Origin of the sequence: Paenibacillus sp. BT-177 (assembly GCF_025846815.2) — a bacterium.
Classification (GTDB): Bacteria; Bacillota; Bacilli; order Paenibacillales; family Paenibacillaceae; genus Paenibacillus; species Paenibacillus polymyxa_C.
Map to the genome: position 1 here is coordinate 1 of NZ_JAOYTP010000019.1, position 26,210 is coordinate 26,210.

Here is a 26,210-nt window from a genome sequence, read left to right on the forward strand (position 1 = left end):
GCGTCCAAGGCGACCAAGGACCTCAAGGAGTTCAAGGAGTCCAAGGCGACCAAGGCCCTCAAGGAGTTCAAGGCGTCCAAGGCGACCAAGGCCCTCAAGGAGTTCAAGGCGTCCAAGGCGACCAAGGACCTCAAGGAGTTCAAGGAGTTCAAGGCGATCAAGGCCCTCAAGGAGTTCAGGGCGTCCAAGGCGACCAAGGCCCTCAAGGAGTTCAAGGCGTCCAAGGCGACCAAGGACCTCAAGGAGTTCAAGGAGTTCAAGGCGATCAAGGCCCTCAAGGAGTTCAGGGCGTCCAAGGAGACCAAGGCCCTCAGGGTGTTCAAGGACCGCAAGGTGACCAAGGCCCTCAGGGACCTCAAGGTGAGCAAGGACCAGCTTAAGATCAAGGTATATTTAGAGGACTCAAAAGTTATTTATAACTTTTGGGTCCTTTTTTTGTTTTAAGTTAATATTTTGCAGTTCTGCTGTAACAAAAAAACCTTTGTCGAAGCTCCATGGAAATAATTCCAAGAGACTTCGACAAAGGCATTGGAAAATAATTGTTGGCCAATATTCTATTCAGCATTGTTGTAATTTAGGGCAACACAACCACTTTCTCTTTACAGGACGCAACAAATTTTGCATATTGAATACAAGTTTCTAATGAATCATTTGGCTCCATAGGCCACCATCGTATGGCTCCCCTGGGAGCTTTGGAGGCATAGGTTTCGATTTCTGATGGAATTCGACCTACAACCACAATTTCGATCTCCCTAAAGTTGTTTTCAATGCTCTTTTGGAGTGTCTTATTTAATTGCGTATGCTCTATTTCAGGGCAGGAATGGGGGATAGGGAACAATATCGAGAATCTTGAGCTATCTTCTTGAATAACGTGAGCAGATTTCCGGGCAGGATCATCCGTAGAAGTCTCCCATATACGACGATAAGGCAATAGCTGTGGTAAATCGAATTCTTTCAATCTCATTTGAATCCTTTGAAAATTAGATCTATATAGTTCCCCTACAAGAATCTGAATCTGCTTATTTCTGAGGAATGTAGTGTTATTTCCTTGTTCGTTACGATATTGGATATATATCAAATCGGGGATGTTTACAAATTTAGTGCAAAGAAACGTCCGGACCAGCATATCGTAATCATCTGCTACCAGTAGTTCATTGCGATGGCCTCCGATCAGATGATAACAGTCCCTCGTCCACGCACGTGGATGATTGGGTAAACCGACCAGATGACGAATGGTTTTGCCATTAATGGTCGTATGTTTTTGTACATTTTGCCATCTGTTCATATCATGCAGCCAGACTCGATAATGAACACTGTAACCAAAGCCACAATCCCAGCCGTACCAATGCGCATGATTGCTCCCTGCATACACCTCAGCACAATCCCCATAAACAAAGCCACAGTCAGGGTTTTGTTGAAATGCTTTGACGATTTTCTCTAGGCAGTCAGGAGTTAGCTCATCATCATGATCAACTTCTACTAAAATTTCCCCTGTACATAGACCGGCTGCAAACCTTTTGATAGCCCCTATATAACCATTGCGGGAATCTTGGCGGTATCTTCGCACACGGTGATCCTCTAAAGGTAGTAAATACTCCTTGTATGTCTCATCTTCATCACCGGAATCATCCACGATTACCCATTCCCAGTTCTTGTAGGTCTGCTTTAATAAAGATTGATAAGGTCGTTGAATTTTTTCTTTTGATCTGTAACTGGCAGTAAACACGGATATTAAGGGTGTGTTTGAAGAGAAATGTGTCGGAGGAATCGTTCTATTCTCCGGAAGAGGATCTGTTGCCTTAAGCCAGCAGAAAAATAAATGCATAGGTTGAATTTCGTCTGGTGATTGGAAGTGTAACCAGCGTTTTTTTTCGTGACCAGGTAACGCTTTTAATGCTGAAAATTCTCCCCACTCTTCTCCGAGCGAGACGTAAACCCGAGGCTTTTGGAGGCTATTGTCTATAAGTGGTTGATCAGCCTCATACAAGTTTATTGTAATGTGATTTTCTTCCAATCTATCTATCAATTCTTTTACATGATCCTTTAAAACCTTCTTCGATACAAATAAATGAGCTGTCAGTAGCGGAGTGAAATTCAAAGACATGATCATTCCCCTTTACCAGTTTCGAACACCAACGAGAGGGAGGTGCCGATTCAGACGTTAGTATTGTTTTTATTGAAACATCCATTTTCCCGGCATCATTTTATTTCTCAGCAATATATATGTATATGTATGTGTATGTGTTCGGGGATGTGAGGAAAATGCCAGCCCATGTGAACATAGCAAATTAAATCGTTTGAAACCTCCGGCGTAGACACCTAAGCATAAAGGAAAGGTGGAGTAAGCGTGCAATGCCCATTAGTAAGTGTAGTTATACCTGCATATAATCGGCCGCATACACTAAAAATCGCCATCGACAGTGTATTGGAACAAACTTATCCGAACATCGAAATCATTATCTGTGATGACAGTACAACGAATGAAGTACAAGAAATGCTTGATTCTTATTTAGATTCTTTTCCCCAAATTAAATATTATAAAAATGATAAAAATCTTTTTCTCGGAAATTGGCATAAATGTTTTGATTTGGCGTCAGGTGAATATATCAATTATTTGATGGATGACGACATGTTTCAAAAAGAAAAAATAGCAAGGATGATCTATTTTTTTGAAAATTTCGAAAACATCACACTGGTTACCTCGTATCGGCAAACCATGGATGAATCAGGGACTATTCTCCCACCGCTCTATGCAACGGAAAGGCTGTACGAGGAAACAAGGATCATGGACGGAAGAATGTTGGCAAACGTTGCATTAACTCGTTGTTTAAATGTGATTGGGGAACCTACGACAGTGTTTTTCAAAAAAACAGATCTTATCGAACGGTTTGGGGTTTATAAAGGAAAACAGTATTCTCTTCTTAATGATTTAGCTTCCTGGCTGAACTTACTATCCAAAGGAAAAGCAGTTTATATTCCTGAAGCACTAAGCTATTTCCGAATACATCCCAATCAAAATAATCAGACGCTTGGTCAAAATGCGTTCACGGAATGGTTAGATATTATGATTGCCTCAAGAGATGATGGATTTCTTGATACTGATGATTTGTTTAAAACTGCACTTCATGCTTATCAGGAACGTATAAGGGGTCGTCCACAATTTGTTGCAGATATCAAGCGAATTGAAATGATATTAAAAACATTGGAATCCTAGTTTGCTCATCCCTTATGCGAAGGAGGCTGGCTCATGTTCGATATTCCCTTTTTACGACCTAATTTAGTAAAAAAGGAACGATTTATTTCCAATTTTGAGAAAATAGAAGAGACCCGGATTTACTCCAATTATGGTCCCTTAAATAACCTGTTTGAAGAGCGGGTCATTGCGCAAATGTTTGATGGAATCGGTTCGGCTGTGACCGTTCATAACGCTACTATTGGCTTGATTTTGGCGATCGCCCAAAGCAAGCGACCACAGGGCAAATATGCAGTTATGCCAAGTTTTACTTTTGCGGCCACCCCACTTGCTGCTGAGTGGTGTGGGTTAGAACCCTACTTCCTTGACATTGAACCGGAGAATTGGCAAATGAATAGGGAGCAGTTAGAGCAGACAGTCAAGCTGCTGGGAGATGAGATTGCGGTAATCGTTCCATATGCCACTTTCGGTACAGCCATTGATTTATCCGTATATAATAAGCTGCAGGAGCAGGGAATTCCGGTAGTCATTGATGCTGCTGCCAGCTTTGGAACGATAACACCCGAGGAAGCCACCCATTTTGGCAAAGGTTTTGGAGGGGCCGTAGTATTCAGCTTTCATGCCACCAAATCTTTTGGTATCGGAGAGGGTGGATTGGTATACAGTCTGGACCAAGATCTCATTAAGCGAATTCGTCAGGCAGGGAATTTTGGTTTCTCCAGCAGCAGGGAGTCTGTCACCCAAGGTCTTAACAGTAAGATATCCGAGTATACCGCTGCTATCGCTTTAGCCACCCTCGATCATTTTAAGACTGTACGGGAGAACAGAAGGACGATCTACGAATATTATCTTCAAGAACTGCTTCAAGCAGACTTATTAGAACGAGGATGGTCTATACAAAAAACGCAAGGATCAGTTGTCCATCAATTTATCCCTCTCCTTAGTCCGGATTCACACACGAATCAAGAGGTCGTTAAGTTATTAGCCTCAAATTCAATAGAAGCCAGAACCTATTTTTCTCCGGCGTGCCATCAGCAGAAGCAGTTCCAAAGCTATACGCGGTCTACTCTTCATGTTACCGAACATATTGCCAAACATATTGTCAGCCTGCCCTTGTGGGAGGAACTGGACGAGATTATTGTTCGGAGAATTGTAAACGTTCTAGGAAGCCTGGGAAAAGAGACAACCGGATGAGGAAAATCGTGATTTGGGGATCAGGCGGACATGCAAGGGAAATCAACTGGTTATGTGAAGAGCTAGGAGTGCAAGTGGCAGGTTTTTTGGACGAACGACCGGAGATGAAAGGGCAGATCGTAAATGGCGTCCCTGTACTGGGGACGTTGAATGACATTGAAGCGTTAAAATATGAGGTGGAGCTGATCTGTGCGGGGGTGGGGGACCCGGCATTAAAGAAGCGATTCGTTAATAATACAATTCAATCGGGATTTCGTATCGCAGCTCCGCTAATACATCCCCGTATTCGTTTGTCTCGAAGAAACACCATTGGAGAAGGAAGCATGGTCTTTGAAGGGGCTGTCCTGTCGGACAATATTAAGATCGGACAGCATGTAATTATCAATCGGAGTGTTAACGTGAGTCATGATGCGGTTATTGGCGATTATGTAACCATAGCCCCGGGTGTGAATCTGGCAGGCAATGTAACCATAGATGAGGGTGCCTATATCGGCATTGGTGCCTCGGTACGGGAGAAACGTCACATTGGTTGCTGGTCTATGATCGGTGGTGGGGCCTTTGTTAAAGAGGATATACCTGAATTTGCCATGGCTGCAGGTGTACCAGCAGTCGTTAAAAAACAACTTGATATGTTCTGAGCTTCCTTCCTTTAAAATAGAGCGTAATCAAATTCGCAGAAATATGCTTGGCAATAAAGTGATTTACCTGTCAAAAGGCTGTACCGGAAAAGGTTCTTATGACCTGACCCCGGCACGGCCTTATTATATTTTAAGCTAGACGATATATTCGTGTTACATATGGATAAAATTAAAATTTATTTTTGATTATTTTTGTATTTTATATTTTCAAATTAAAACAAAAGTGTTATAGTCTCCATAAACAAAAATATCTACCTTAATAAAACAATTCAAAACCAAAACAGACTTGGAGGTCTTTTTCCTATGGTACAAAGTCTATGGAATTCTTCACAAGCATCTGAGCAGAAAAGCACGCTGGAACAACTCGTATACCGTTCTAACCTGATTGGCACAGATAGGAGCGTGTGCAACTGGGGAGGCGGCAATACTTCGGCCAAAACAACGATACAGGATTTCCGCGGGCGTGAAGTGGAAGTGATGTACGTTAAGGGTAGCGGTTCCGATCTTGCAACAATGAAAGCGCATAACTTCACAGGGCTTCGTATGGAGGATATTCGTCCACTGTTTGAACGGGAAGATATGTCTGACGAGGATATGGTTGCATATTTGGCGAACTGTATGATAGATGCCAAGCATCCGCGTGCTTCAATTGAGTCACTACTACACGCATTTTTGCCTTTTAAGCATGTCGATCATACACATCCGGACGCGATTATCAGCTTATGCTGTGCGCATAACGGCAAGGAAATCGCTAAGGAAATTTTAGGTGATCGTTTTGTATGGGTACCCTATATCCGTCCCGGCTTTAAGCTGTCGAAAATGATTGCCCAAGGGGTACTCGATCATCCACAAGCTGAGTTGGTATTGATGGAAAAGCATGGCTTGGTTACGTGGGGAGACACATCCGAAGCGGCTTATGCCAAAACGATCGAAATCATCCAAGAAGCAGAAAGCTATATTAAAGCTCACCAAGAGGAAAAGCAGGGGTTTGGAGGCGCAAAATATAAAGCGCTTACTTCAGAGGAGCGCCGCAGCATAGTGTCCCAGGTCATGCCATCCGTCCGGGGTGCAGTCAGTGATGAGAAAAAGATGATTCTCACCTTTGATGATGCGGAGGATGTGTTGGAGTTTGTGAACGGCCTGGATTCTAGTGCTTTATCCCAGGTTGGAGCAGCATGCCCGGATCATCTGGTTCATACCAAAATGAAACCGCTCTATGTAGATTGGACACCAGATATAGGGGATGTTGAGGGGCTGAAAGTTAAGCTTGCCGAGGGTATAGCAGCCTATAAAGAGCAGTACCAAGCTTATTTCGAGCGTAATCGACATGAAGGAGACGTGAGATTTGAAGCAGCGCCGCGTGTAATCTTGATTCCGGGTGTAGGGATGATCAACACAGGCAAAAGCTGGAGTAATGCACAGGTAAGCGGGGCCTTGTATCATCGTGCTATTGCTGTCATGCGAGGAGCAACGGCATTAGGGGAGTTTGTTTCGCTCAGTGAAAATGAATCTTACAACGTGGAATACTGGCCGCTGGAGCTTTACAAGCTGTCACTGGCGTCAGCAGAAGCGGAATTTTCACGCAAAATTGCGTTCATTACAGGCGGTGCAGGCGGAATCGGCAGTGCAACTGCACGGCGTTTGGTAGATGAAGGTGCGCATGTCGTATTGGCAGACCTCAATCTGGAAGGTGCGCAAAAAATAGCCGCAGAAATAAATAGCAGTTACGGAGAAAACCGAGCGATTGCTGTGAAAATGGATGTGACGCAGGAGGAACAGATCCAGGCTGCCTATGCCGAAACGGCGCTAACCTACGGCGGTGTAGATATTATCGTAAACAATGCAGGTCTTGCTACATCTAGTCCATTTGATGAGACGTCATTAAAGGAATGGAATTTAAACGTGAACGTGCTGGGAACAGGCTATTTTCTGGTCGCACGCGAAGCGTTCAAGCTGATGAAGGAACAGACACTTGGCGGCAGCATGGTGTTCGTCGGCTCCAAAAACTCGGTCTATGCAGGTAAAAATGTAACGGCCTACAGCTCGGTCAAGGCGCTGGAGGCGCATCTGGCCCGTTGTATTGCCGCAGAAGGTGGGGAATACGGTATCCGCGTAAACACCATTTTGCCGGATGCAATTTTGCAAGGCTCAGCGATCTGGAACTCCAATTGGCGTAACGAACGAGCCGCTGCCTACGGCATCGAGCCAGACCAGCTGGAGGAGCATTACCGCAAGCGAACGACGCTGCTGGTTAACATTTACCCGCAGGATATCGCAGAGGGCATTGCCTTTTTCGCCTCATCCAAGGCGGAGAAGACGACCGGATGTATGCTGACCATCGACGGCGGCGTCCCAGCAGCCTTTACACGCTAGGAAGAAGAGGCAGTTAATAGAACACTTAGGATCATAGCGAACTAATTTAATGTACTAATTTACTGCAATAATCCAGGCCACAAGCCCATAGTACGAAGAGGTTTTTAATTAGTTTCAAACACGTAAATAAGTTGTGTCAACTTATTTACGTGCGAATGCCTTTATATACACGCTAACACTTTAAAATAAAAGTGACTTTATGGGTGGTCAGCAGCGGAGCGGATGGAATCGTTCTGAAGAAGCGTAGCGTTCGCCTTTATCCCCGGATTTTCACCTTTAATATGTTCTATAAAATAAAAAAAATCTGGGGATAACAGCGATCGGAAGAATGATCCAGACGCGAAGCGGCCTCCCCCCCCATAACTCACTTACTTTTCAAGGAGGAACCACGATGAGTGACAAAGCGTACGCCTTATTTGAGGAGCAGCAACAACAACGGGGTATTGACCTGGAGCAAGTAAAGACCAAGCTGAAAGCGCTAAGCATAGAAACACCGTCCTGGGGATATGGCGACTCAGGTACACGTTTTAAAGTCTTTCAGAAAACGGGCGTGCCGCGTGATCCGTTCGAGAAGCTGGAGGATGCTGCTCAGGTTCATGCCTTGACAGGCTTATGTCCGTCCGTTGCTATTCACATCCCGTGGGATAAAGTAGACAACTACGGCAAGCTTCGCAGTCATGCCGAAAGTCTCGGCCTAAAAATAGGGGCCGTAAATCCCAATCTGTTTCAAGACGAGGACTACATGCTCGGTAGTGTTACGAATGTAGACCCGGCAATCCGCCGCAAGGCTATCAACCATTTGCTGGAATGCGTGGATATTGCAAAGGAAACGGGCTCCAACGATTTTAGCTTATGGTTCGCAGACGGAACGAATTATCCCGGTCAGGGGGACATTCGCAAACGCAAAAATTGGATGCTGGAGGCACTCAGCGAAATGTATAAGGCGCTCACGCCAGACATGCGTATGCTGATTGAATACAAGGCGTTTGAGCCGGCCTTTTACCATACGGATATTGCCGATTGGGGCATGGCGTACCATTACGCGACCAAGTTAGGGCCGCAGGCACAGGTGCTGGTGGATACAGGGCATCATCTGCCGGGGGCCAACGTGGAGCATATTGTTGCGTTTTTAATGGATGAGAAACGACTGGGCGGCTTTCATTTTAACAGTTATAAATATGCGGATGATGATTTGATCGTGGGTTCTGCCAATCCGTATGAGCTGTTTTTAATCTTTTACCAAATTTTGAACGCAGCTCAGGATGTTGATGCAGATATCCGCCATACCGTTGATAAAATTGCTTATTTGATCGACCAGTCGCACAATATCGAACCCAAAATTCCGGCCATGATTCGCTCGGTACTGAATGTGCAGACTCAATATGCGAAGGCACTCTTGATTAATCATGCAGAGGTGGAGGAAGCTTCGAGCCGTCAGGATGTGCTGGGTGCGGAGGATGCGGTACGCCAAGCATTTGAGTTTGATGTGGCCCCGTTGCTTAAAGCGATCCGTGAAGAGCAAGGATTACCTGCAGATCCAATGAAAGCCTACTTGGCGTCTGAGTATGGTACGCAGATTTTGCAAAGAGGCAAGGGTGGTGCGAGCTGGTGAGCATCCTCGCTTATGATTTGGGGGCAAGCAGCGGCAGGGTTCTACTCGGAAAATTGACAGATTCACGTATCGTGGTGGAAGAAATCCACCGCTTTTCCAATGATCCGGTCAAGGTTGGAGAGCGTCTGCACTGGGATATATTGCGTCTCTATCACGAGGTTCAGCAAGGATTGCTCAAAGCCAAGCATATGGGAATGAATCCATCCAGCCTGGCGATTGACTCCTGGGCGGTCGATTTTGGACTGATTGGAGAAACCGGAGAATTGCTGGGCAACCCTTATCATTATCGGGATTGGCAGACCCATGGAGTAATGGAAAAAGTACAGGAACAACTGGGAAAAGCGTTTATTTTCCAGCGTACAGGCATTCAGTTTTTGACGTTTAATACGATTTATCAGCTGGCTGCTATGCGAAACGCAAGATCACCCTTGCTAGAGCAGGCGGAACATTTCCTGATGATCCCTGATTTGCTGCGGTATTTTCTAACAGGTGAAATGTATCATGAGTTTTCGAATGCAACCAGCACGCAATTATATCATCCGTTACAGCAAAAATGGGATGATGAGCTTTTGTCCGGAATCAACATTCCCCGCTCTTGGTTTGGAGAGGTACTGGAGTCGGGAAGTGTTGCAGGTACAATCCGTTCATCGGTCATGACGGATCTGGGCATTGGAGCGATTCCTGTGATTGCAGTAGCAGAGCATGACACAGGATCAGCAGTGGCGGCCGTGCCTGCGCTGGAGCGGTCCTTTGCGTACTTGAGCTGCGGAACATGGTCCCTGATGGGAACGGAGACCGCACAGCCAGTAATCAATGATGATACGCTTCGATTTAATTTTACAAATGAAGGCGGTGTGGGCCGAACCTACAGGTTGCTAAAAAATATCATGGGACTGTGGATACTACAGGAGGCGCGCAGAGAGTGGGAGCGGCAGGGAAACTCCTATTCCTTTCCTGAATTGGTTCATATGGCAGAACAGGCTCCAGCGTTCACTTGTTTGATTGACCCGGATGATGAACTGTTTTTGCATGCCGGAGATATGAAAACACGCATACGCCAATACTGCCGCAATACCGGGCAGCCATTGCCGGAAACGCCGGGCGAAATTACACGCTGTATTCTGGAAAGTCTGGCGTTAAAGTATCGTTACATTTTGGAGCTTACAGAACGAGTGTCAGGACAGCGTTTTAATGGCTTGCATATGGTCGGCGGTGGGATTCAAAATCGCTTGCTGTGCCAATGGACGGCCAACTCGATTCAAAAACCCGTATGGACGGGTCCCGCAGAAGCGAGCGCAATCGGTAATCTTGCGGTACAATGGATGACACAGGGAAAGTTCGCCGATATATGGGAAGCACGCCGGGTCATTGCGGATTCGATTACCGTAAAGGAATATGAACCTGCCGAGTCAGAAGCGTGGGAGGATGCCTACGGGCAGTTCCGGCGGGTGACAGGACTTTTTGTACATTAAAGATGTGGAGTGAGATTGTCATGCTGGTCGCAGAAAGATATGAGATGATTGTGCAGCTCGTGAATGAAAGAGGAAGCATACGGGTGTCCGAATTGAGTGAGCTATGTAAAGTAACGGAAGAAACGATTCGCCGCGATCTGGATCGTCTGGAGCAGGCGGGACGACTGCGCCGTTCACATGGGGGAGCGGTTAGTGTCAAAAACGAGCAGCCTGAAACGCCCTATGCGGTACGGGAAATTATGAACGCAGAGGAAAAACGTCGGATTGCTGAGGAAGCGGTCAAGCAGATTCAGCCGCATGATCGCATTTTGCTGGATGCCAGTACGACTGCCTGGTATATGGCGTCCAGTCTGCCGGATATTCCTTTAACGATACTGACGAATTCGATTCGGGTAGCTACAGAGCTGGCAGGTAAGGAAAAAATCGAGGTCATTTCGACGGGAGGTCAGCTGCTTCAACGTTCACTATCGTTCGTAGGCCCGCTCGCAGAGCGTTCATTAGAAACCTATTATGTAGATAAGCTGTTTTTTTCCAGTCAGGGAGTTCATCTGGATCGCGGCATTAGTGAATCGAATGAGCTGCAAGCTCGTTTGAAGCAGAAAATGGTTAGCATTGCAGATCGCGTGATTTTACTGGCAGATGCGAGCAAATTCGGGCAGCAGGCGTTTACACATGTGGTGAACTTGTCGCAAGTGTCCGAAATTATCACAGATTCGCGGTTGTCGGACCCGATTCGCAGTCAGCTCGCAGAGCTGTCCATCCCGGTTACGATTGTGTAAGCATGTAGTTTCCGGGGTGAGGTCGCTCTGCGGTTCATTTGATCTTACGATCGCTGTTGCAGCGGGATTATCTTGGATAATGTAAAACCTTTATTCAGATAAGAATCCCGCTGCAAGCTATGCTTATGATGAAAGTTTTCCTTTGGAAAACGGACGGAAGGGGTGTGTCGTATGAAGGTATCTTTATTTATTACCTGCCTAAGTGATGCGATTTATCCCAAGGTAGGGGAAGCGATGGCCCGCTTGCTTGCCAGATATGGTGTCGAGCTGGAATTTCCCAAGGTGCAGACATGCTGCGGGCAGCCGTCCTATAACAGCGGCTATTGGGATGAAACAAGGGCTGCGGCAAAAACGATTTTGAAAGCGTTTAATGACAGTGATTTTGTCGTAGCTCCTTCCGGTTCCTGCACATATATGATTCATCATTACCCGGAGTTGTTTAAGGATGAGCCTAAGTGGCTGGATTCGGCACGGAGACTGGAGCAAAAGACGTATGAGTTTACACAATTTATGGTACAGGTACTTGGCGTGACCGATGTGGGCGCGTCTTTTCCTCATACGGTAACCTACCATCCGTCTTGTCATGGAACACGTTTGCTCGGCGTAAAAGAGGAACCGATGAAGCTGCTTGGCAGCGTAAAGGGTTTGCAATTAGTGCCGCTTCCTTTTGCTGAGGACTGCTGTGGGTTTGGTGGTACTTTTGCGGTAAAAATGCCCGATATTTCGGGAGCGATGGTGACTGAAAAAGTGGACCATATCAGGGAGACGGAAGCTGAGGTGCTGGTCGGACTGGACATGGCCTGTTTGATGAACATCGCCGGAAATCTCAGATATCGGGAAGATCCAGTTCGGGTAATGCATCTGGCAGAACTGCTGTATGAAGGGGTGAAGCACGCATGACCGCTGTACATACCCATTCTATGAACCAAAAGGTCAAAGAACGTGCTGAGCTGGCTCTAAATGACGATTTTCTACGGAATGCAGTTCGTTTCACTACCGAGCGGCTGCGCAACGGCAAGCGGGTAGCTTCTGAGCAGCATGGAAATTGGGAGGAATGGCGTGAGCGGGGGCGTCAAATTCGGCTTCATACCATTGCCCATCTGGACTATTACTTAAATCTGTTTGTAGAAAATGCCCGTGCCAATGGGGTGCATATCCATTTTGCCGACACAGCTGTGGATGCTGTACGCATTACACTGGACATTGCCGCGCATAATCAAGCACGTTCTGTCGTCAAATCCAAGTCGATGGTGTCGGAGGAGCTGCATTTGAATCAGGCGCTGGAGGGTGCGGATATCGAGACGATTGAAAGTGATCTCGGTGAGTACATTATTCAACTGGCAGGAGAGGCGCCGTCTCATATCGTAATCCCTGCGATTCACAAAAACCGTTATCAGGTTGCCGAGCTGCTGTCCAAAGAAGCGGGGGAGGAGTTGTCCGCAGATACGACGATTTTGGCGGGCTTTGTCCGCAAAAAGCTGCGTGAAAAGTTTCTAGATGCGGATATTGGCATGACAGGCTGCAATTTTGCCATTGCTGAGACGGGTTCCATTGTCCTGTTTGAAAATGAAGGCAACGCTCGTATGGTTTCCACTCTGCCCAAAACGCAAATCACCCTGATGGGTATGGAGCGGATTATTCCATCCTGGACAGATTTGGAGGTGATGGCTACATTGCTGCCACGCTCCGCTACCGGACAAAAGCTGACTATGTATATGTCGGGGATTTCAGGACCCCGGCGCAGCCAGGATGCCGATGGACCGGCGGAAATGCACATTATCATCGTAGATAACGGGCGTTCGCTTCAGCTAGGCAATCCCGAGTTTCAGGAGCTGTTAAATTGTATTCGCTGCGGTGCTTGTCTGAACGCTTGTCCGGTGTACCGACACATTGGGGGACACGCGTATGGCGGGACATACAGTGGTCCTATTGGTGCAGTGCTTACGCCTGCCCTTCACGGCAACATCGAAGAGTGGAACGATATAGCGAGTGCGTCTAGCTTGTGCGGGGCGTGTTATGAAGCCTGTCCGGTCAAAATACCACTGCATGATATGCTGGTTTATTTGCGTAGACGCAAGGTGGAGGCGGGAAAAGGGGATAATCTAGAGACGGCAGCGATGAAAGGTTTTGCGTCAGTAGTTTCCAGCTCAAAGCGATTCGCTGCGGCGATCCGACTCGGACAGATCGCACAGAAAGCGGTCGTTCGTAAGGGAGAAATTACTCTTAAGCTCGGCCCCTTAAAAGGCTGGAATACGTACCGTGTGGCCCCTAGTCTGGCAAAAAAATCCTTCCGTCAGCACTGGAACACACTGGCGCGTGAGCTGGAGCAGGAACGCAAGGTCATGCATCCGGACATTCTCAGCCGAATGGAGACGATCTTGGCGGATAGAAGAAAAGGAGGGATGCAGCATGAATGAACAGCGTAATCCTTCTGCGCATGCAAAAGCGGAGCATGAGGCGTGGCTTCATCAAATGCAATCAGAATCCCGTGTCAAGCAGGCACGCTTTATGGAGGGCATTGCGGCGCGGCTCAAGCGTCCGCGGCAGACGGAGCCACCGATGCAGCCGTTTCGCGGCGCACCAGCGTTTTGGCACGAATTCGAATGGAGTGCGGAGCAGCGCATCGAGGAGTTCACCGCCAACTTTACAAGTGTTGGCGGACATGTCGTGCGTCTGCCGGATCTGAAGGAGTCGGCAGACTGGATCGCGAACAAAGCGCGAGAGCTGGGAGCGGCCTATATCGTCCGGCAGAATGATCCGGACCTGGAGGCGCTCCAGTTGGAAGCAGCGCTGCCGGAAGTCCGACTGTCGGTGTGGAACACCGATCCAGCCGAAGACTGGAAGGCACGCGCCGCGGAGGCCGATATCGGCATCGTCATAGCCGATGAAGCCGCCGCCTATACCGGCTCGGTAGCAGTGCTATCCTCGCCGGAGAAGGGGCGCTCGGTCAGTCTGCTGCCGACCGTGCTCATCATTCTCCTGCCCGTGGAGCGTCTGCGAACACGACTGGGCGAGATTTTAAGCCGCTTTGACGAAGCAGGGCGAGAGCAATTGCCCGCAGGCATTCATTTTATTACTGGACCGAGCCGCTCATCCGATATTGAAAATGACTTGACGATCGGCGTACACGGACCGGGTATCGTTTATACGTTGTTGATTGGTTAGCGTTACACTGCCCGTCTAACGGGCGCGATAGAGCGGAAAACGGGTTTCAAAATCCGTTTGTCTGCGATTGCTCCTAACCGAAATGCGGCCATTGTGCAGCTCGGTAATGCTTTTGGTAATGGCAAGACCCAGCCCGGTGCCTCCGGTTTCCTTGGAGCGTGATTTGTCCACTCGATAAAACCGTTCAAACAGATGCGGGACATCTTCCGGTGGAATCGGGGCACCGTAGTTGGTGCAGATCACTATCGCTTCATCGCCTTCACGTCCGATGGTGATATCGAAACGTTTGCCATCCTTTCCGTATCGAATCGCGTTGGAAAATAAATTTTCATACAGGCGTACCAGCTCGTCCGTATCGGCCAAAATCCGCACAGGCTCAACGATTCGGACACGATAAGACATGTCCGCCTGTTCCAGTGAGGGTACAAATTCTTCAGCAAGTTGAGTGAGCAATTTGCCGAGGTCTACAGGCTCCAGCTCCAGAGGCAGGCTACCACCGCTCACACGCGTGTACTCAAACAATTCGTCGATCAGCTTTTTCAGCGTCAGCGATTTTTCATAAGCAATGTTTACATAGTAGCGCAGCTCAATTTCGTCCCGGTAGCGGTCGGCTTCAATATACTCCAAAAAGCCAATCACAGAGGTTAGCGGGGTGCGAAGATCGTGGGATACGCCAGTGATCAGGTCGTTTTTGGCTTTGGCGGAAGCCCGTTCTTCTTCTAGTGAGAGACGGAGCTTGTCTGCCATGGTATTCATATTTTTCGCCAAGCTTGCCAGCTCGTCCGCTGAAGATACCGGAATCGAATAGGATAGATTTCCGTCCGCGAACTTCTGCATCCCTTTCGTAATCTCGCGTAGATAGCCAATCGTATTTTTGGTAAAAAGGAAAAAGAAATAAATATATAAAGGCAGCCCGCTCACCAGCATGATCAGTGAGGAACCAATATGATTTACGGTCCAGCGGATCAGACGGGTGCCGAAAAATGAACGGGAGGGATTCAGCCATAACAGCAAAGACGCTCCATAATAAAACACCATTAAAATCAGTCCAGTTAAAGTGAAGGCAGCAAGGCTAAGAGCTGCCAGCTTCCATCCCAGCGTATCATATCGTTTTGCCTTCAAGACGCAAGTCCTCCATTAATCGAATTTTTCCATTTTATAGCCGATGCCCCACACTGTTTTCAGGTATTTGGGCTTTCTCGGATCAGTCTCAATTTTCTCGCGAATTTTACGCACATGAACCATTAGCGTGTTGTTGGATTCCAGATATTGCTCCTTCCAGACCTTCTCATAAATCTGCTCCATGCTCAGCACTTGCCCCCGGTGTCGAGCCAAAAGCTCAACAATGGCGAATTCACGCGGAGTCAGCTTAACGGATTCTCCAGCGAGAGTGACCTCATGCGTAACAGTGTTAATGGAGAGTTCATCCAGTACCATTTCATGCTCCAATACAGGAGAGGAATGGGTATACTTCCGTACTCTACGTAGCTGGGATTTGATGCGTGCCACTAGCTCCAGCGGGCTGAACGGCTTGGTGACATAATCATCGGCCCCAACGCTAAGCCCTGTAATTTTGTCCATATCTTGTCCCTTCGCAGACAACATAATGATCGGAAAGTGTTCGGTTTCCCTGATTTTCATGCAGGCTTCAATCCCGTCCATGTTGGGCATCATCACATCCAGCACCATCACATCTATCTGTTCCCGATTAACCTGCTCCAGCGCTTCCAGTCCGTCCCGTGCCATGAGCAAGCGATATCCTTCATTTTCTAAATATATTTGCATGAGCTTAATTATTTCAGGTTCATCGTCTACTAATAAAATGGTTCCGTTATGCATGGCCCGCGCACCCTTTCTGTTCTTTCCAGCAGTATACAATATGGGCGTATTATATATCTTTTTGGCGGTGGAGGCTATGGACACTCTTCTCAGATCGTTTGTCGGGTATCATCAGCCTTTGAATAGTAACGTTTAAGGGCGAAGACATACGCTCTTCTTGCTTGAAGTTCCTTTTTCCTGTACCCGGCAGCTGACCGAACAAAATCCACGCACATGGCAGGAAGCGGGCGATGAACGACACGACGAGCCAAGAGCAAAGAAGTGCACAGAAAAAACCTCCAGCGTACCACACATGAATAAGCTGCGGCGAACCGATGTGTGGTGAAAACTGCCGATACAGGAGCAGGAAAAACGGATGGACCAGATACACCCCAAAGGACAGTGTACCCAGACGTTCCAGCTTGCGAATGACAATGGAATGTTGTCTCCTATACATGAGAAAGGAAATCTGTAACAATACCAGCGTACTGGACAGGCTGTATATATTATACATAAGTTCAAAAACCAGCGAATTGTACGAGGTTCCGAACATTCTATTTTCATACCACATATAGACATGAATGATGGCTGAAATCAGCCATAAAGCCCAAATTGCAATCCAGGTCAGCACGTTGACAAAGCTTCGTTCCCCTTTACGCATCAGAAACCAAGTTCGGAGCTGGGGATAATAGTAACCGAGAGCAGCGCCCAGCATGTAACAGGCCACATAGGACAGCGCCCAGCTGCCTTTATTTTGAACCTGAAAGAGAAATTTATTGCTAATTATAAATGCCCACTGTACCAGCAGCCCAATGACAATAGACCATTGCGGAAATTGCCGATAACGCTGGAACAGACACAGTACGCATGGAAATGCAAGATAGAATTGCATCATGATAAAAATATAATATAAATGGGTGTAGGCTTTGCCTGTGACCAGCTTCAGAGCAAAACTTTCCGCCAGTGTAGTTATACTCCATGGTTCGTTACTGCCAGCCATAAGGGACAGGATGAAATAAAAGAGAGAGAACATGACATAAGGTACGAGAATATACAGCAATCTCTGCTTATAAAAGCGGCTCAAAAGCTGTCGTCCCATTGGACGATCCTTATAGTTGTAGAACAGCACCATGCTGCTAAGCGCGATAAATACAGGGGTACCATACTTCATCAACACATTGAGCGCATTATATACAACATAAAGGCTGGAATGTGTAAGTTGAACCGTTGCATAAGAAGTGGCATGTACCATTAAGACGGCCAAAATCGCCATGGCTCTGACCAACTGTAATTCGGGAATTTTTTCTTTGGTCGTAGGCTTCATAAGCTTCATTTCCTTTCAGTAGTGAACTGTATCTTGTTGAACTCTTTCTATTAAAAGATAAAGTTCTTAACAATCTGAAAGGGATTGGCTTAAGAATCGCTTATGAACTTCTTAACTTTTGTTAAGATTAAGAAAAAGAACTTCCATAGGCTCAAAATGAGCAGCATGGAAGTTCTTTTAGTACTCATGTCCATTTGTTATTTGCAACGTTTGATAGGTGCGCGTCTGATTTGTCCACGAATGGCACCGTTCGGATGACGGATCGTGTGGACATTGACGTAGGCGTTGCCCTCTCTAATTTGGCATACCAAATCATTAATGGTTCTGCCTCTGAGCGGACCAGTAAGATCAAATGCACGCAGCACGCCGGTAACGACGCCTCTTCTTACGGTAATCCCAAACTTCGAAGGGCCAAACAGGGTAGCGACAACAGGTCCGTTTTCACCTCTTCGTCCCAGATGAATGTGCGCTTCAGTTACTCGTGAAATATTGCGGACCGTCAGTTCAAAGCTTAATTGCTGGCTCGCTGGACGGTAACGAAATTCCGCAGTTCCTGTCGCATTTGTTCTGACAGGAGGCACTTCATTAGCCCCCCTCAACGTGGCTCTAAACTTATTAGACATTACGTCCCTCCTTTCCCAGTGTTGGTTTAGTGTATTCACAGAACCAGAGAAAGGGCTGTACATTTGCCTATTCATCAGAAGATGTGTGTGTTTACGGGTTCTGCTCAAAGGGAACTATATCTCTTCAAATTCCACTTGATTTAGTTGGGCTACAATTACTATTGTAAGAGGTACGCAGATAACGAATCCTGTTGTTTATTTGGCTACGTCAACTTTTTATTTGCATAAGAATTACATAGGTACAACCGTGCAACCATTGGTAGAATTTTATGTATTCGCTTACATTAAATATTCTTTGCTTCTTACAATTAAAAATCTGGAGGAGGAATGAAGAATGAAGTGGAAAAAAGGATTGACTGGTATGCTTTTAGCAGCTTTTTTATGTGGTGCGCCAGGGGTGGGTATAGCTACTCCGGCACATGCATCCAATGGCGAGTACAAGTTTGATTTTGGCGGAGGTATGGTCGAAACGGGTTATACCGGAGTGAGCGCTTCGCTGTCCTATGACTCAGCACGTGGCTATGGCTTTCGTACCCCTGAGAATATGCGTAATGTCAGTGCATCGGGGACTGGGGTGGCAAGTGATGCGGTACAATTCCTGACTACAGGTACGAAAAGCAAGAATACTTTTGACGTCGATCTTCCTCCAGGTTTATATGAGGTGTCGGTTACTTTAGGTAATACTTCCCGTTCGAGTGTTGCGGCCGAAGGGGTGTATCAGGTCATAAATATGACGGGGAATGGGGCCAAGGATCGCTTTCAAATTCCAGTGACAGACGGACAGTTAAATCTACTGATTACTAAAGGGAAAGAGGGCGCGGTCTTCACACTCAGTGCACTGGAAATCAGGCAATTGTCTAGCAATCCGGTTACGAATCGTACGATTTATATCGGCGGGGATTCTACGGTATGTAACTATTATCCGCTAGATAGCAGCGTGCAGGCAGGATGGGGTCAACTGCTGCCAGAGTTTGTAAACACGAATACTTTTCAAATTCGCAATATGGCGTCAGGGGGCCAGATTGCTAGAGGATTCCATCAGGACGGTCAGTTGGAGGCTATCGTTCAATATATCAAGCCAGGGGATTATTTTATTCTCCAATTAGGCATTAATGACACCAATCCAAAGCATAACGAAAGCGAAGCGGAGTTTAAGGATTGGATGCGAGATATGATCCGGCAGGTGAAGGCTAAGGGGGCGACGGTAATTCTGTCAACACCGCAAGGACGAGCCACTGACTTTAATGCTAACAATGTACACAACGCAGAAAACAGATGGTATAGAAGCGCTATTTTGGCGCTGGCTCAAGAGGAACAAACGCCTTTAGTCGATCTGAATGTGCTCAGTTCAGCTTATTTCACTTCTATTGGCAAAGAAGCTACGCTGGCTTTGTATATGAACGGTGATACACTACATCCAAACTTTGCAGGAGCAAGGGAACTGGCGCGATTAGTAGCACACGATTTAAAAAGACAGGGTCTGAGTGGATTCTAAATTTCAATGCTGGTTTTACCTCTGTTTCTTACATTTGTAGGAACAGGGGTTTTTGGCTTATGTTCAGGGTGCTATAATAATGGAAAAAAGCAATAGTAATTCGGAGGAATTAGAACATGCAGCCTTTCACTGCCCGTGTGCTTCAAATTATATTGCTGATCCCTGAGGGAAAAGTAATGACTTACGGTCAAATTGCGGCAGAGGCCGGAAGCCCAAGAGGTGCTAGACAGGTGGTGCGAATTTTGCATACACTGAGCCAAAAACATCGACTTCCATGGCATAGAGTAGTCAACCGCTTGGGAGAGATTGCTTTGCAGGAGGATGAATCCGCCTCCCTGCAGCGCCTGTACTTAGAAGAGGAGGGCATACAGTTTAATGCAAACGGACGTATCCCGCTGGATCAATATCTTTATCATCCGCAGACGGAGACGGAAGAATAGGCGGGGAACACTAGTCTAAATCCTCGCCAAAAAGAGATGGGACAAATCATAGTTTTGATTTGTCTCGTCTCTTTTTAAACTGGCGTATCATGTAGATTGATGAAGAATGGCGTTCATATATAGCACTAGATTTCCCAATAAGCTTATCCAATCAGATGCTGCTGGTCACGCTGGGCAAGGTGAAAAGAAATACTGTTCATCAGCGGTAGATCGTTATTTTTTCGGGCTTCCCGAATGAGTTGTTTCTTTTTTTGTTCTGATTCGCGTAAAAAGCGAGTCATCCACAAATCAGACGGTTCGTTAGTAGTTGTCATGCGAGATTCTTTTATCATCTATTAACCCTCCTAGTGAGCGGCTGTTATTCTTTCTCTATTATATGTTCCAAACCTTAATAGATGCTGTTGGTTTCCTTAAAATTAGCTGAAATTTAGGTAAAGTTCAGGTAAAAACAGCTTAAATCTATGTCTAGTGGGAAGTAAAGTAGCTTACAACGAGTAATCTGACAGTAAAGGTTACAAAAATGTATTGTTTTGACACCTTGTACCAACATAAACCTGAAAGTACAATTAGAATGCGAGGAATTCGTGGAAATTTATGTCGAAAAGAATGGAAAAGATTCGAAGGATGCACTTGAAAGGGGAGAAACTCATTTATGAAGCCAAAAGCGGCTGCCGTGCTGCTTGTACTGTCTTTTTCAACAGGCTTGGTCACCACTGTCCAGGCTGACAGTTCATCAGGAAGCATTACAGCAAATGTGTCAGTTAATTCATCATCTGCTGCGGCTACGCCGAAGACATCATCTGTCACGGGACAGACTCTACCTCCATTAACGCTCAAGCAGGCAGTAGAATGGGCACAGACGAACAGCTACAATACGCGTTCTGCCGAGCGGGATGTAGAGCGGCGCAGACTTGAATTAAAAAATGCAGAAAAGGAGCTGGGCAATTCACCTGTCGATTATATAGACGATGCGTATGTGGATAATGAAACGTCCTGGAGGAATTACAGTTCCTCAACGCTATCTTATCTAGCCAGCAAAAAGCAGGCGCAATACGCTAAAGACCAGATTTATTTTAATGTAATGAAAAGCTATCAAAGTGTGTTTGTAGCAGAGAATCAGCTGAAAAATGATCTGGAGGCGCTGGAAATCGCCCAAGCGGAGGAAAAGATTGCCCTTGCCAAATTTGCGCGTGGCAAGCTGTCTGAATATGCGAAAAACGAGAGCACACAGGCCAGGGTCCAGGCGGAACAAGCGGTCGAACAGGGAAAAATTGCATTGCAAAAATCCAGAGATGCACTCAACTTCCTCATGGGACAGCCTAACGGGACAGCCTATGAAATGGTGGATCGACCTGTGTACAAAGAACCGAAGAAGCTGGATATCGAATTACATATACAACAGCTGACAGACATGAATCCAAATTTGTGGAAGCTGGAGGATAGTATCAAAACTTCGGAACTTAATGTAAGATATTTTGATTTTAACAACGGCGCAGGTGCTTACGATCTAGCTAAAATGGATGTCGATACAGCTAAAGAGGAGCTTGCCAAAGGTCAAAAGGATTTTGCCGAATCACTCCGCAATTTGTATGCCACGGTTAAGGAAAACCAAAAGAAATACGTACAACTGGAAGAAAGCTTGCGTACGGCAAAAGAGGCCTTGGAGTTATCACACAAAAAGTGGGCCAGAGGTCTGATTATTGAGATGGAATTGAAAAACAACCAGTTAAAAGTGAACCAGATTGAACGGCAAATGGAAGAGCTGGCGATCGAGTTGGATCAAAATGAGTATACGTTGAACAAGCCATGGAGCACATAGGGAGGAAAAGGCGTTGGCAGAAACGGTTTTAAATGATGCTTTAATCAAGCTACGGAGAAAACGGAGAAAAAAGTGGATCTGGACTGCGATTGTTTTACTGGTTGTAGGCGGAGGCGGAGCAGCAGTATATCTGAATATGCCCAAAGAGCAGGCAGCACCTGTAGTTCAGGACGAGACGTTTAAAGTAGAGCGCGGCGATGTGAGCGAGAAGCTGGACACGTCCGGCACCGTGCAAGCATCCAAGGAAGTGAAACTGAACTTTACGAGTGCAGGCGATAACAAGCTGGCTACGGTGAACGTGAAAGCCGGGGACAAGGTCAAAAAAGGGCAAGTGCTGGCGCTTCTAGACAGTTCAGAAATTAAAATGCAAATTCAAAGTGCGTCTGATTCTTTAGAGATATCCAAAGCCAAGTTGGCTGAATTGGAGAAGGGTCCGAAAGCGGAAGATATTGAAATTCAGAAAACAAATGTACTTCGGGCCAAAATGGCTGTCGATACAGCGCAAGAATCATTTGAGTTGGAAGAGGCCGAAAGTCAGAAGAAAGCTTCCCAAAAGCAGTTGGAGCAAGCGCGGAAGGCATATGAAGACCAAAAGTTTTTACATGATGCCGGGGCTGTATCCAACAGTGAATTGGAGCAGGCAGAGCAAGCATTGGATAAAGCACAAACGGACTATGATAATCTAGATTTACAGTTCCGCAAGATTATATCGCAAAAACGTCGTTCCATTTCAGAGGCTGAAATCGGCTACCGTGCCGCATTGGCTGAGCTTCGCAAGACTCAGGTTCCGGCTGATGCATCGAGTATTCAGTCCTCACGGATAGAGGTGCGAAGACTGGCGACTGAGCTAGAGCAGAAAAAAAATGAACTGAACAAGCTTCAGGTCACGGCACCTTGGGACGGAGTGATCTTGAAGGTAAACGGGGATGTGGGAACCAGTCCGACGGCTCCATTTATTGTCATGAATAACTCGGATTCTAACGATCTTAAGGTAGTTGTGAAGGTAAGTCAGAACGACATTGTCAAGGTCAAAAAGGGGCTTTCGGCTGTGTTGACGACCAATGCATATCCGGGTGAATCGTTTCCAGGCAAGGTGCAATTTGTCTCACCGGAAGCCTCTACGGATGAAGGGATGACGACGTATCTGATGGAGCTGTCTGTTCATGACCCGAAAGGTAAGCTTAAAACAGGCATGATTATGAATGTGGCCGTTATTTTGGGAGTCCACAAAAATGTACTGTTCGTTCCTGCGACTGCCCTGAGATCCGAAGGAGGACAGGATGGCGTGTATGTTTCCGCTAATAACGCTGCGAATCCGGGGACACGTACATTCAAGCCCGTAGAACTCGGATTTTACACGCCAGACCGAGTAGAGCTTAAGTCCGGTGTTAAGGAGGGTGACACGATTATTGTGCCTGCCCCTGAACCTCCGCCAGATCCTTCCGCAATGGGCGGCATGCAGGGAGGCTTTTAAACGGGCATGAGATATGTTATTCAGATTGAGGGTTTGAAAAAAGTGTACCATGTCGGAGATCAGGAAATTCATGCTCTGCGTGAGGTTCAACTTGATATTGCTGACGGTGATTTTGTTGCGATTATGGGACCGTCTGGATCAGGCAAGTCCACGATGATGAATGTTATCGGCTGTCTGGATTTACCTACGTCAGGACAATTTTATTTGGACGGATATTCGATCTTAGATGCCCGCGAGGATGAACTGGCTATTATACGTAATCAGAAAATCGGATTTGTATTTCAGAAATTCCATTTACTTCCACGATCCACAGCTCTGGAAAACGTGGAACTGCCTATGATCTATGCGGGGGTTTCTGCCAAGGAGCGTCGTTTGCGGGCTATGGATGCCCTCACAAGCGTAGGTCTAGGCGATCGGATGAACAACAGGCCAAATGAATTGTCAGGCGGTCAGCAGCAACGGGTATCCATTGCGCGGGCACTTGTGAACAATCCGGTTATTCTCTTAGCGGATGAACCGACAGGAGCTTTGGACTCCAAAACAAGTGTGGAAATCATGGGGATTTTTCAGCGTCTGAACGATCAGGGGAAAACGGTTGTACTGGTTACTCATGATCAAGAGGTTGCGGAATACGCCAAGCGTCTGATTCATTTTCGAGATGGGCGGATTGAAAAGGATCAGCCTGTTGAGGAACGAAGAATGGCGGCAGAGGAAGTGAAGGCATGAAGTTTCAGGAAATTATTCGTGTGTCGCTCAATAGTTTGCGAACCAATATGCTGCGATCCTTGCTGACCATGGTGGGTATTATTATCGGAGTAGCCGCTGTGATTGCGATTGTAGCCATCGGTAAAGGATCAACCGCTACAATTACATCGCAGATCAATAGTATGGGAAATAATCTGCTGATGATCTATCCTTATGCTCCATATGATGGGTCAAGTTCCATGTCGTTCAATCAGACGAAAGGAATATCTTTGGAGGATATTGAGGCACTAGAGCAGCAAAAAGCAGTAGCCGAGGTGGCGCCAAGTGCGATGACCAATGCAGATATTACATGGAGTCGCAATAAGGTCAGCGGGCAAATCGAGGGGACCTCGCTGGGATTTGTTCATGTGAGAAAGTTATCGCTCGCTCAGGGCAGATCGTTTACCCACTATGAAGTGGATAAACGATTGAATGTGGCTGTATTGGGGAGTGATGCGGCCCGTAATATTTTTGGCCCGGATGCTTCCAAAGCGGTAGGTGAGATCATTATGATCAAACAACTGCCCTTTAAGGTGGTTGGTGTGCTGGCTAATTCCAATTCAAATATGAATAATAGCGGACAGCAGGTATATGTGCCAATCACAACGGGGATGGAACGACTAGGTAATATGAGCATTCAGCAGGTGAATGCCTCTGCAACAACGGAGGACAAGATTGATCAGGCAAGTGCTCAAATTCGGCAGGTGCTGCGTGTCAGACATGAGCTAAAGCCATCAGAGGGCGATGATTTTCAAATTATGACCCAGACGGAAATCCTAAAAACAGTGTCCGGGGTTGACCGGGTTATGAATATGCTACTGATCGGCGTGGCTGCAATTGCGCTCGGCGTTGGTGGTGTTGGCATTATGAATATTATGCTGGTGTCTGTCACGGAGCGTACGAGGGAGATTGGAATTCGCAAAGCGATTGGTGCGCAACGCAGTGATATTATGCTGCAGTTTGTGGCTGAGGCTGTTTTTCTCAGTCTAATGGGTGGACTGGTCGGCGTTATGGTGGGTCTTGGGGGTGCAAAGCTGCTTGAGAAATTCGTCCAAATGCCGATTGTGTATTCGATAGAGCCAGTACTGTACTCTTTTCTGTGCTGCATGGGAGTCGGAGTGCTGTTCGGAGTATATCCGGCGCGCAAAGCCTCGAAGCTGCGTCCGATTGATGCTTTAAGATACGAATAGGAAAGCGGGTGCTTTGCCTTACTCGAAAGAGGGGGGATAAAGCGCCCGTTTTTTGTATGGAATAAGTGTTTTAAATGATGAAAAAACATGAATAACCACTTTAATTTTATATATGTGATGTTTTATATGCTTTTTTAGGTTGATTTATTATTATATATGACGTATTATATTCAATATCAGATCGCAAGCAAAAAAGGAGGGGCGTTCATCATCGACCTTACGGCAAGACAAGTAGAAATTTTAAACATCGTACAAAAGCATGCCCCGATTACGGGTGATCAGATTGCGGAAATGCTTAATCTCAGTAAGGCGACCATTCGGACCGACCTATCCAAATTGGGCATTTTGAATTACATAGATGCTAAGCCCAAGGTCGGTTATTTTGTTGGAAAGCGGGGTACGCCGAACCGGGAGGAAAAATTCCGGCTTTTGCAAATGAAGGTCGGTGATCTTCACGGGGTTCCAGTCATCGTACGTGAAACAACCACAATTCAGGAAGCTGTCGTAGCTCTGTTTTTGGAAAATGTGAGCAATTTGATCGTCACCGATGAAGATGGAGATTTGGCAGGGGTGGCTTCCCGCAAGGATTTACTCAAAGTGACGTTAGGCAATCCCAATGCAGCAACCATTCCTGTCAGTCTTGTGATGACCCGACAGGCGAATGTGGTCACTGTTTCCCCAGAGGATACCGTACTAGAGGCAGCACGCAAAATTATTGCCCGTCAAATCGACAGTCTGCCTGTCGTCGTCCCTTCGGATTCTGACAAACCAGGAGAGCACTGGAAAGTCGTGGGACGTATTACAAAGACAAATATTATTAAAATGTTGCTCGATATGGTAGCAGAGGATTAATGGGA

24 protein-coding genes are annotated in these 26,210 nt (G+C 46.6%); 18 read left to right on the forward strand and 6 right to left on the reverse strand.

What is annotated here, in order from left to right:
• The coding region (locus tag OIU26_RS25445) for a hypothetical protein (protein WP_264218380.1) at window positions 1–444 on the forward strand (444 nt) is incomplete at its 5' end.
• Window positions 445–574: 130 nt separating this feature from the next.
• On the opposite strand, the gene OIU26_RS25450 is transcribed toward OIU26_RS25445, so the two are convergent.
• Entirely contained in the window at window positions 575–2,104 is a 1,530-nt protein-coding gene (locus tag OIU26_RS25450; protein ID WP_264218381.1) for a glycosyltransferase, read from the reverse strand.
• 243 nt (window positions 2,105–2,347) lie between these two features.
• On the opposite strand from OIU26_RS25450, the gene OIU26_RS25455 reads away from it, so the two are divergent.
• The 10 genes from OIU26_RS25455 (at window position 2,348) to OIU26_RS25500 (ending at window position 14,426) form a co-directional block, all read left to right on the forward strand.
• The gene (locus OIU26_RS25455; RefSeq protein WP_264218382.1) at window positions 2,348–3,214 is read left to right on the forward strand and encodes a glycosyltransferase family 2 protein; all 867 of its coding nucleotides are present in this window, start codon (window positions 2,348–2,350) and stop codon (window positions 3,212–3,214) included.
• Between the two features lie 33 nt (window positions 3,215–3,247).
• On the forward strand, window positions 3,248–4,387 hold the full coding sequence (locus tag OIU26_RS25460; protein ID WP_264218383.1) for an aminotransferase class I/II-fold pyridoxal phosphate-dependent enzyme: 1,140 nt from the start codon (window positions 3,248–3,250) through the stop codon (window positions 4,385–4,387).
• Window positions 4,384–5,025, forward strand: coding sequence for an acetyltransferase (locus tag OIU26_RS25465; RefSeq protein WP_090735195.1), 642 nt, complete (start codon window positions 4,384–4,386; stop codon window positions 5,023–5,025). The genes OIU26_RS25460 and OIU26_RS25465 overlap by 4 nt, the downstream gene beginning before the upstream one ends.
• Window positions 5,026–5,328: 303 nt before the next feature.
• Entirely contained in the window at window positions 5,329–7,398 is a 2,070-nt protein-coding gene (locus tag OIU26_RS25470) for a bifunctional aldolase/short-chain dehydrogenase (protein ID WP_264218384.1), read from the forward strand.
• Window positions 7,399–7,789: 391 nt separating this feature from the next.
• Window positions 7,790–9,010: an L-rhamnose isomerase gene (gene rhaI / locus OIU26_RS25475; RefSeq protein WP_165084318.1), complete on the forward strand. Its 1,221-nt coding sequence runs from the start codon at window positions 7,790–7,792 to the stop codon at window positions 9,008–9,010.
• A complete protein-coding gene (gene rhaB / locus OIU26_RS25480; RefSeq protein WP_264218385.1) occupies window positions 9,007–10,482 on the forward strand; it encodes a rhamnulokinase in 1,476 nt (491 codons plus the stop codon). Before rhaI ends, rhaB begins: the two co-directional genes overlap by 4 nt.
• Before the next feature lie 20 nt (window positions 10,483–10,502).
• Window positions 10,503–11,261: a DeoR/GlpR family DNA-binding transcription regulator gene (locus OIU26_RS25485; protein ID WP_013370978.1), complete on the forward strand. Its 759-nt coding sequence runs from the start codon at window positions 10,503–10,505 to the stop codon at window positions 11,259–11,261.
• A gap of 171 nt (window positions 11,262–11,432) precedes the next feature.
• The gene (locus tag OIU26_RS25490; protein ID WP_264218386.1) at window positions 11,433–12,161 is read left to right on the forward strand and encodes a (Fe-S)-binding protein; all 729 of its coding nucleotides are present in this window, start codon (window positions 11,433–11,435) and stop codon (window positions 12,159–12,161) included.
• Window positions 12,158–13,678 carry a LutB/LldF family L-lactate oxidation iron-sulfur protein gene (locus OIU26_RS25495; protein WP_264218387.1) on the forward strand — a complete coding sequence of 507 codons (1,521 nt, stop codon included), beginning with the start codon at window positions 12,158–12,160 and terminating at the stop codon, window positions 13,676–13,678. Before OIU26_RS25490 ends, OIU26_RS25495 begins: the two co-directional genes overlap by 4 nt.
• Window positions 13,671–14,426, forward strand: coding sequence for an LUD domain-containing protein (locus tag OIU26_RS25500; protein WP_264218388.1), 756 nt, complete (start codon window positions 13,671–13,673; stop codon window positions 14,424–14,426). Before OIU26_RS25495 ends, OIU26_RS25500 begins: the two co-directional genes overlap by 8 nt.
• 15 nt (window positions 14,427–14,441) lie before the next feature.
• On the opposite strand, the gene OIU26_RS25505 is transcribed toward OIU26_RS25500, so the two are convergent.
• The 4 genes from OIU26_RS25505 to OIU26_RS25520 all read right to left on the reverse strand — a co-directional run bounded on the left by OIU26_RS25505 (window position 14,442) and on the right by OIU26_RS25520 (window position 18,191).
• Window positions 14,442–15,548: a HAMP domain-containing sensor histidine kinase gene (locus OIU26_RS25505; protein WP_264218389.1), complete on the reverse strand. Its 1,107-nt coding sequence runs from the start codon at window positions 15,546–15,548 to the stop codon at window positions 14,442–14,444.
• 15 nt (window positions 15,549–15,563) lie between these two features.
• Complete coding sequence (locus OIU26_RS25510) at window positions 15,564–16,265, reverse strand: response regulator transcription factor (protein WP_064962309.1); 702 nt, start codon at window positions 16,263–16,265, stop codon at window positions 15,564–15,566.
• Window positions 16,266–16,314: 49 nt separating this feature from the next.
• Window positions 16,315–17,568, reverse strand: a complete 1,254-nt coding sequence (locus OIU26_RS25515; protein WP_264218390.1) for an acyltransferase family protein — start codon at window positions 17,566–17,568, stop codon at window positions 16,315–16,317.
• Window positions 17,569–17,765: 197 nt separating this feature from the next.
• Window positions 17,766–18,191 carry a CHRD domain-containing protein gene (locus OIU26_RS25520; protein WP_058831512.1) on the reverse strand — a complete coding sequence of 142 codons (426 nt, stop codon included), beginning with the start codon at window positions 18,189–18,191 and terminating at the stop codon, window positions 17,766–17,768.
• A gap of 334 nt (window positions 18,192–18,525) precedes the next feature.
• Between OIU26_RS25520 and OIU26_RS25525 the strand changes: the two genes are divergently transcribed.
• Both OIU26_RS25525 and OIU26_RS25530 read left to right on the forward strand, forming a co-directional pair.
• Window positions 18,526–19,686, forward strand: coding sequence for a GDSL-type esterase/lipase family protein (locus OIU26_RS25525; protein WP_264218391.1), 1,161 nt, complete (start codon window positions 18,526–18,528; stop codon window positions 19,684–19,686).
• 116 nt (window positions 19,687–19,802) lie between these two features.
• Window positions 19,803–20,126 (forward strand): MGMT family protein, encoded by a 324-nt coding sequence (locus OIU26_RS25530; protein ID WP_013370988.1) that lies wholly within the window; start codon window positions 19,803–19,805, stop codon window positions 20,124–20,126.
• 143 nt (window positions 20,127–20,269) lie between these two features.
• Here OIU26_RS25530 and OIU26_RS25535 read toward each other — a convergent pair whose 3' ends face one another.
• A complete protein-coding gene (locus OIU26_RS25535) occupies window positions 20,270–20,458 on the reverse strand; it encodes a hypothetical protein (RefSeq protein ID WP_129549203.1) in 189 nt (62 codons plus the stop codon).
• A 320-nt stretch (window positions 20,459–20,778) separates the two neighbouring features.
• Here OIU26_RS25535 and OIU26_RS25540 point away from each other — a divergent pair, with 320 nt between their 5' ends.
• The 5 genes from OIU26_RS25540 to OIU26_RS25560 all read left to right on the forward strand — a co-directional run bounded on the left by OIU26_RS25540 (window position 20,779) and on the right by OIU26_RS25560 (window position 26,205).
• The gene (locus OIU26_RS25540) at window positions 20,779–21,945 is read left to right on the forward strand and encodes a TolC family protein (protein WP_264218392.1); all 1,167 of its coding nucleotides are present in this window, start codon (window positions 20,779–20,781) and stop codon (window positions 21,943–21,945) included.
• A 13-nt stretch (window positions 21,946–21,958) separates the two neighbouring features.
• A complete protein-coding gene (locus OIU26_RS25545; RefSeq protein ID WP_264218393.1) occupies window positions 21,959–23,419 on the forward strand; it encodes an efflux RND transporter periplasmic adaptor subunit in 1,461 nt (486 codons plus the stop codon).
• A gap of 6 nt (window positions 23,420–23,425) precedes the next feature.
• On the forward strand, window positions 23,426–24,145 hold the full coding sequence (locus tag OIU26_RS25550; RefSeq protein WP_013370992.1) for an ABC transporter ATP-binding protein: 720 nt from the start codon (window positions 23,426–23,428) through the stop codon (window positions 24,143–24,145).
• Window positions 24,142–25,353 carry an ABC transporter permease gene (locus OIU26_RS25555; RefSeq protein ID WP_013370993.1) on the forward strand — a complete coding sequence of 404 codons (1,212 nt, stop codon included), beginning with the start codon at window positions 24,142–24,144 and terminating at the stop codon, window positions 25,351–25,353. The genes OIU26_RS25550 and OIU26_RS25555 overlap by 4 nt, the downstream gene beginning before the upstream one ends.
• Window positions 25,354–25,509: 156 nt before the next feature.
• Window positions 25,510–26,205: a helix-turn-helix transcriptional regulator gene (locus OIU26_RS25560; protein WP_052452861.1), complete on the forward strand. Its 696-nt coding sequence runs from the start codon at window positions 25,510–25,512 to the stop codon at window positions 26,203–26,205.
• The last annotated feature ends 5 nt before the right edge of the window (window positions 26,206–26,210 follow it).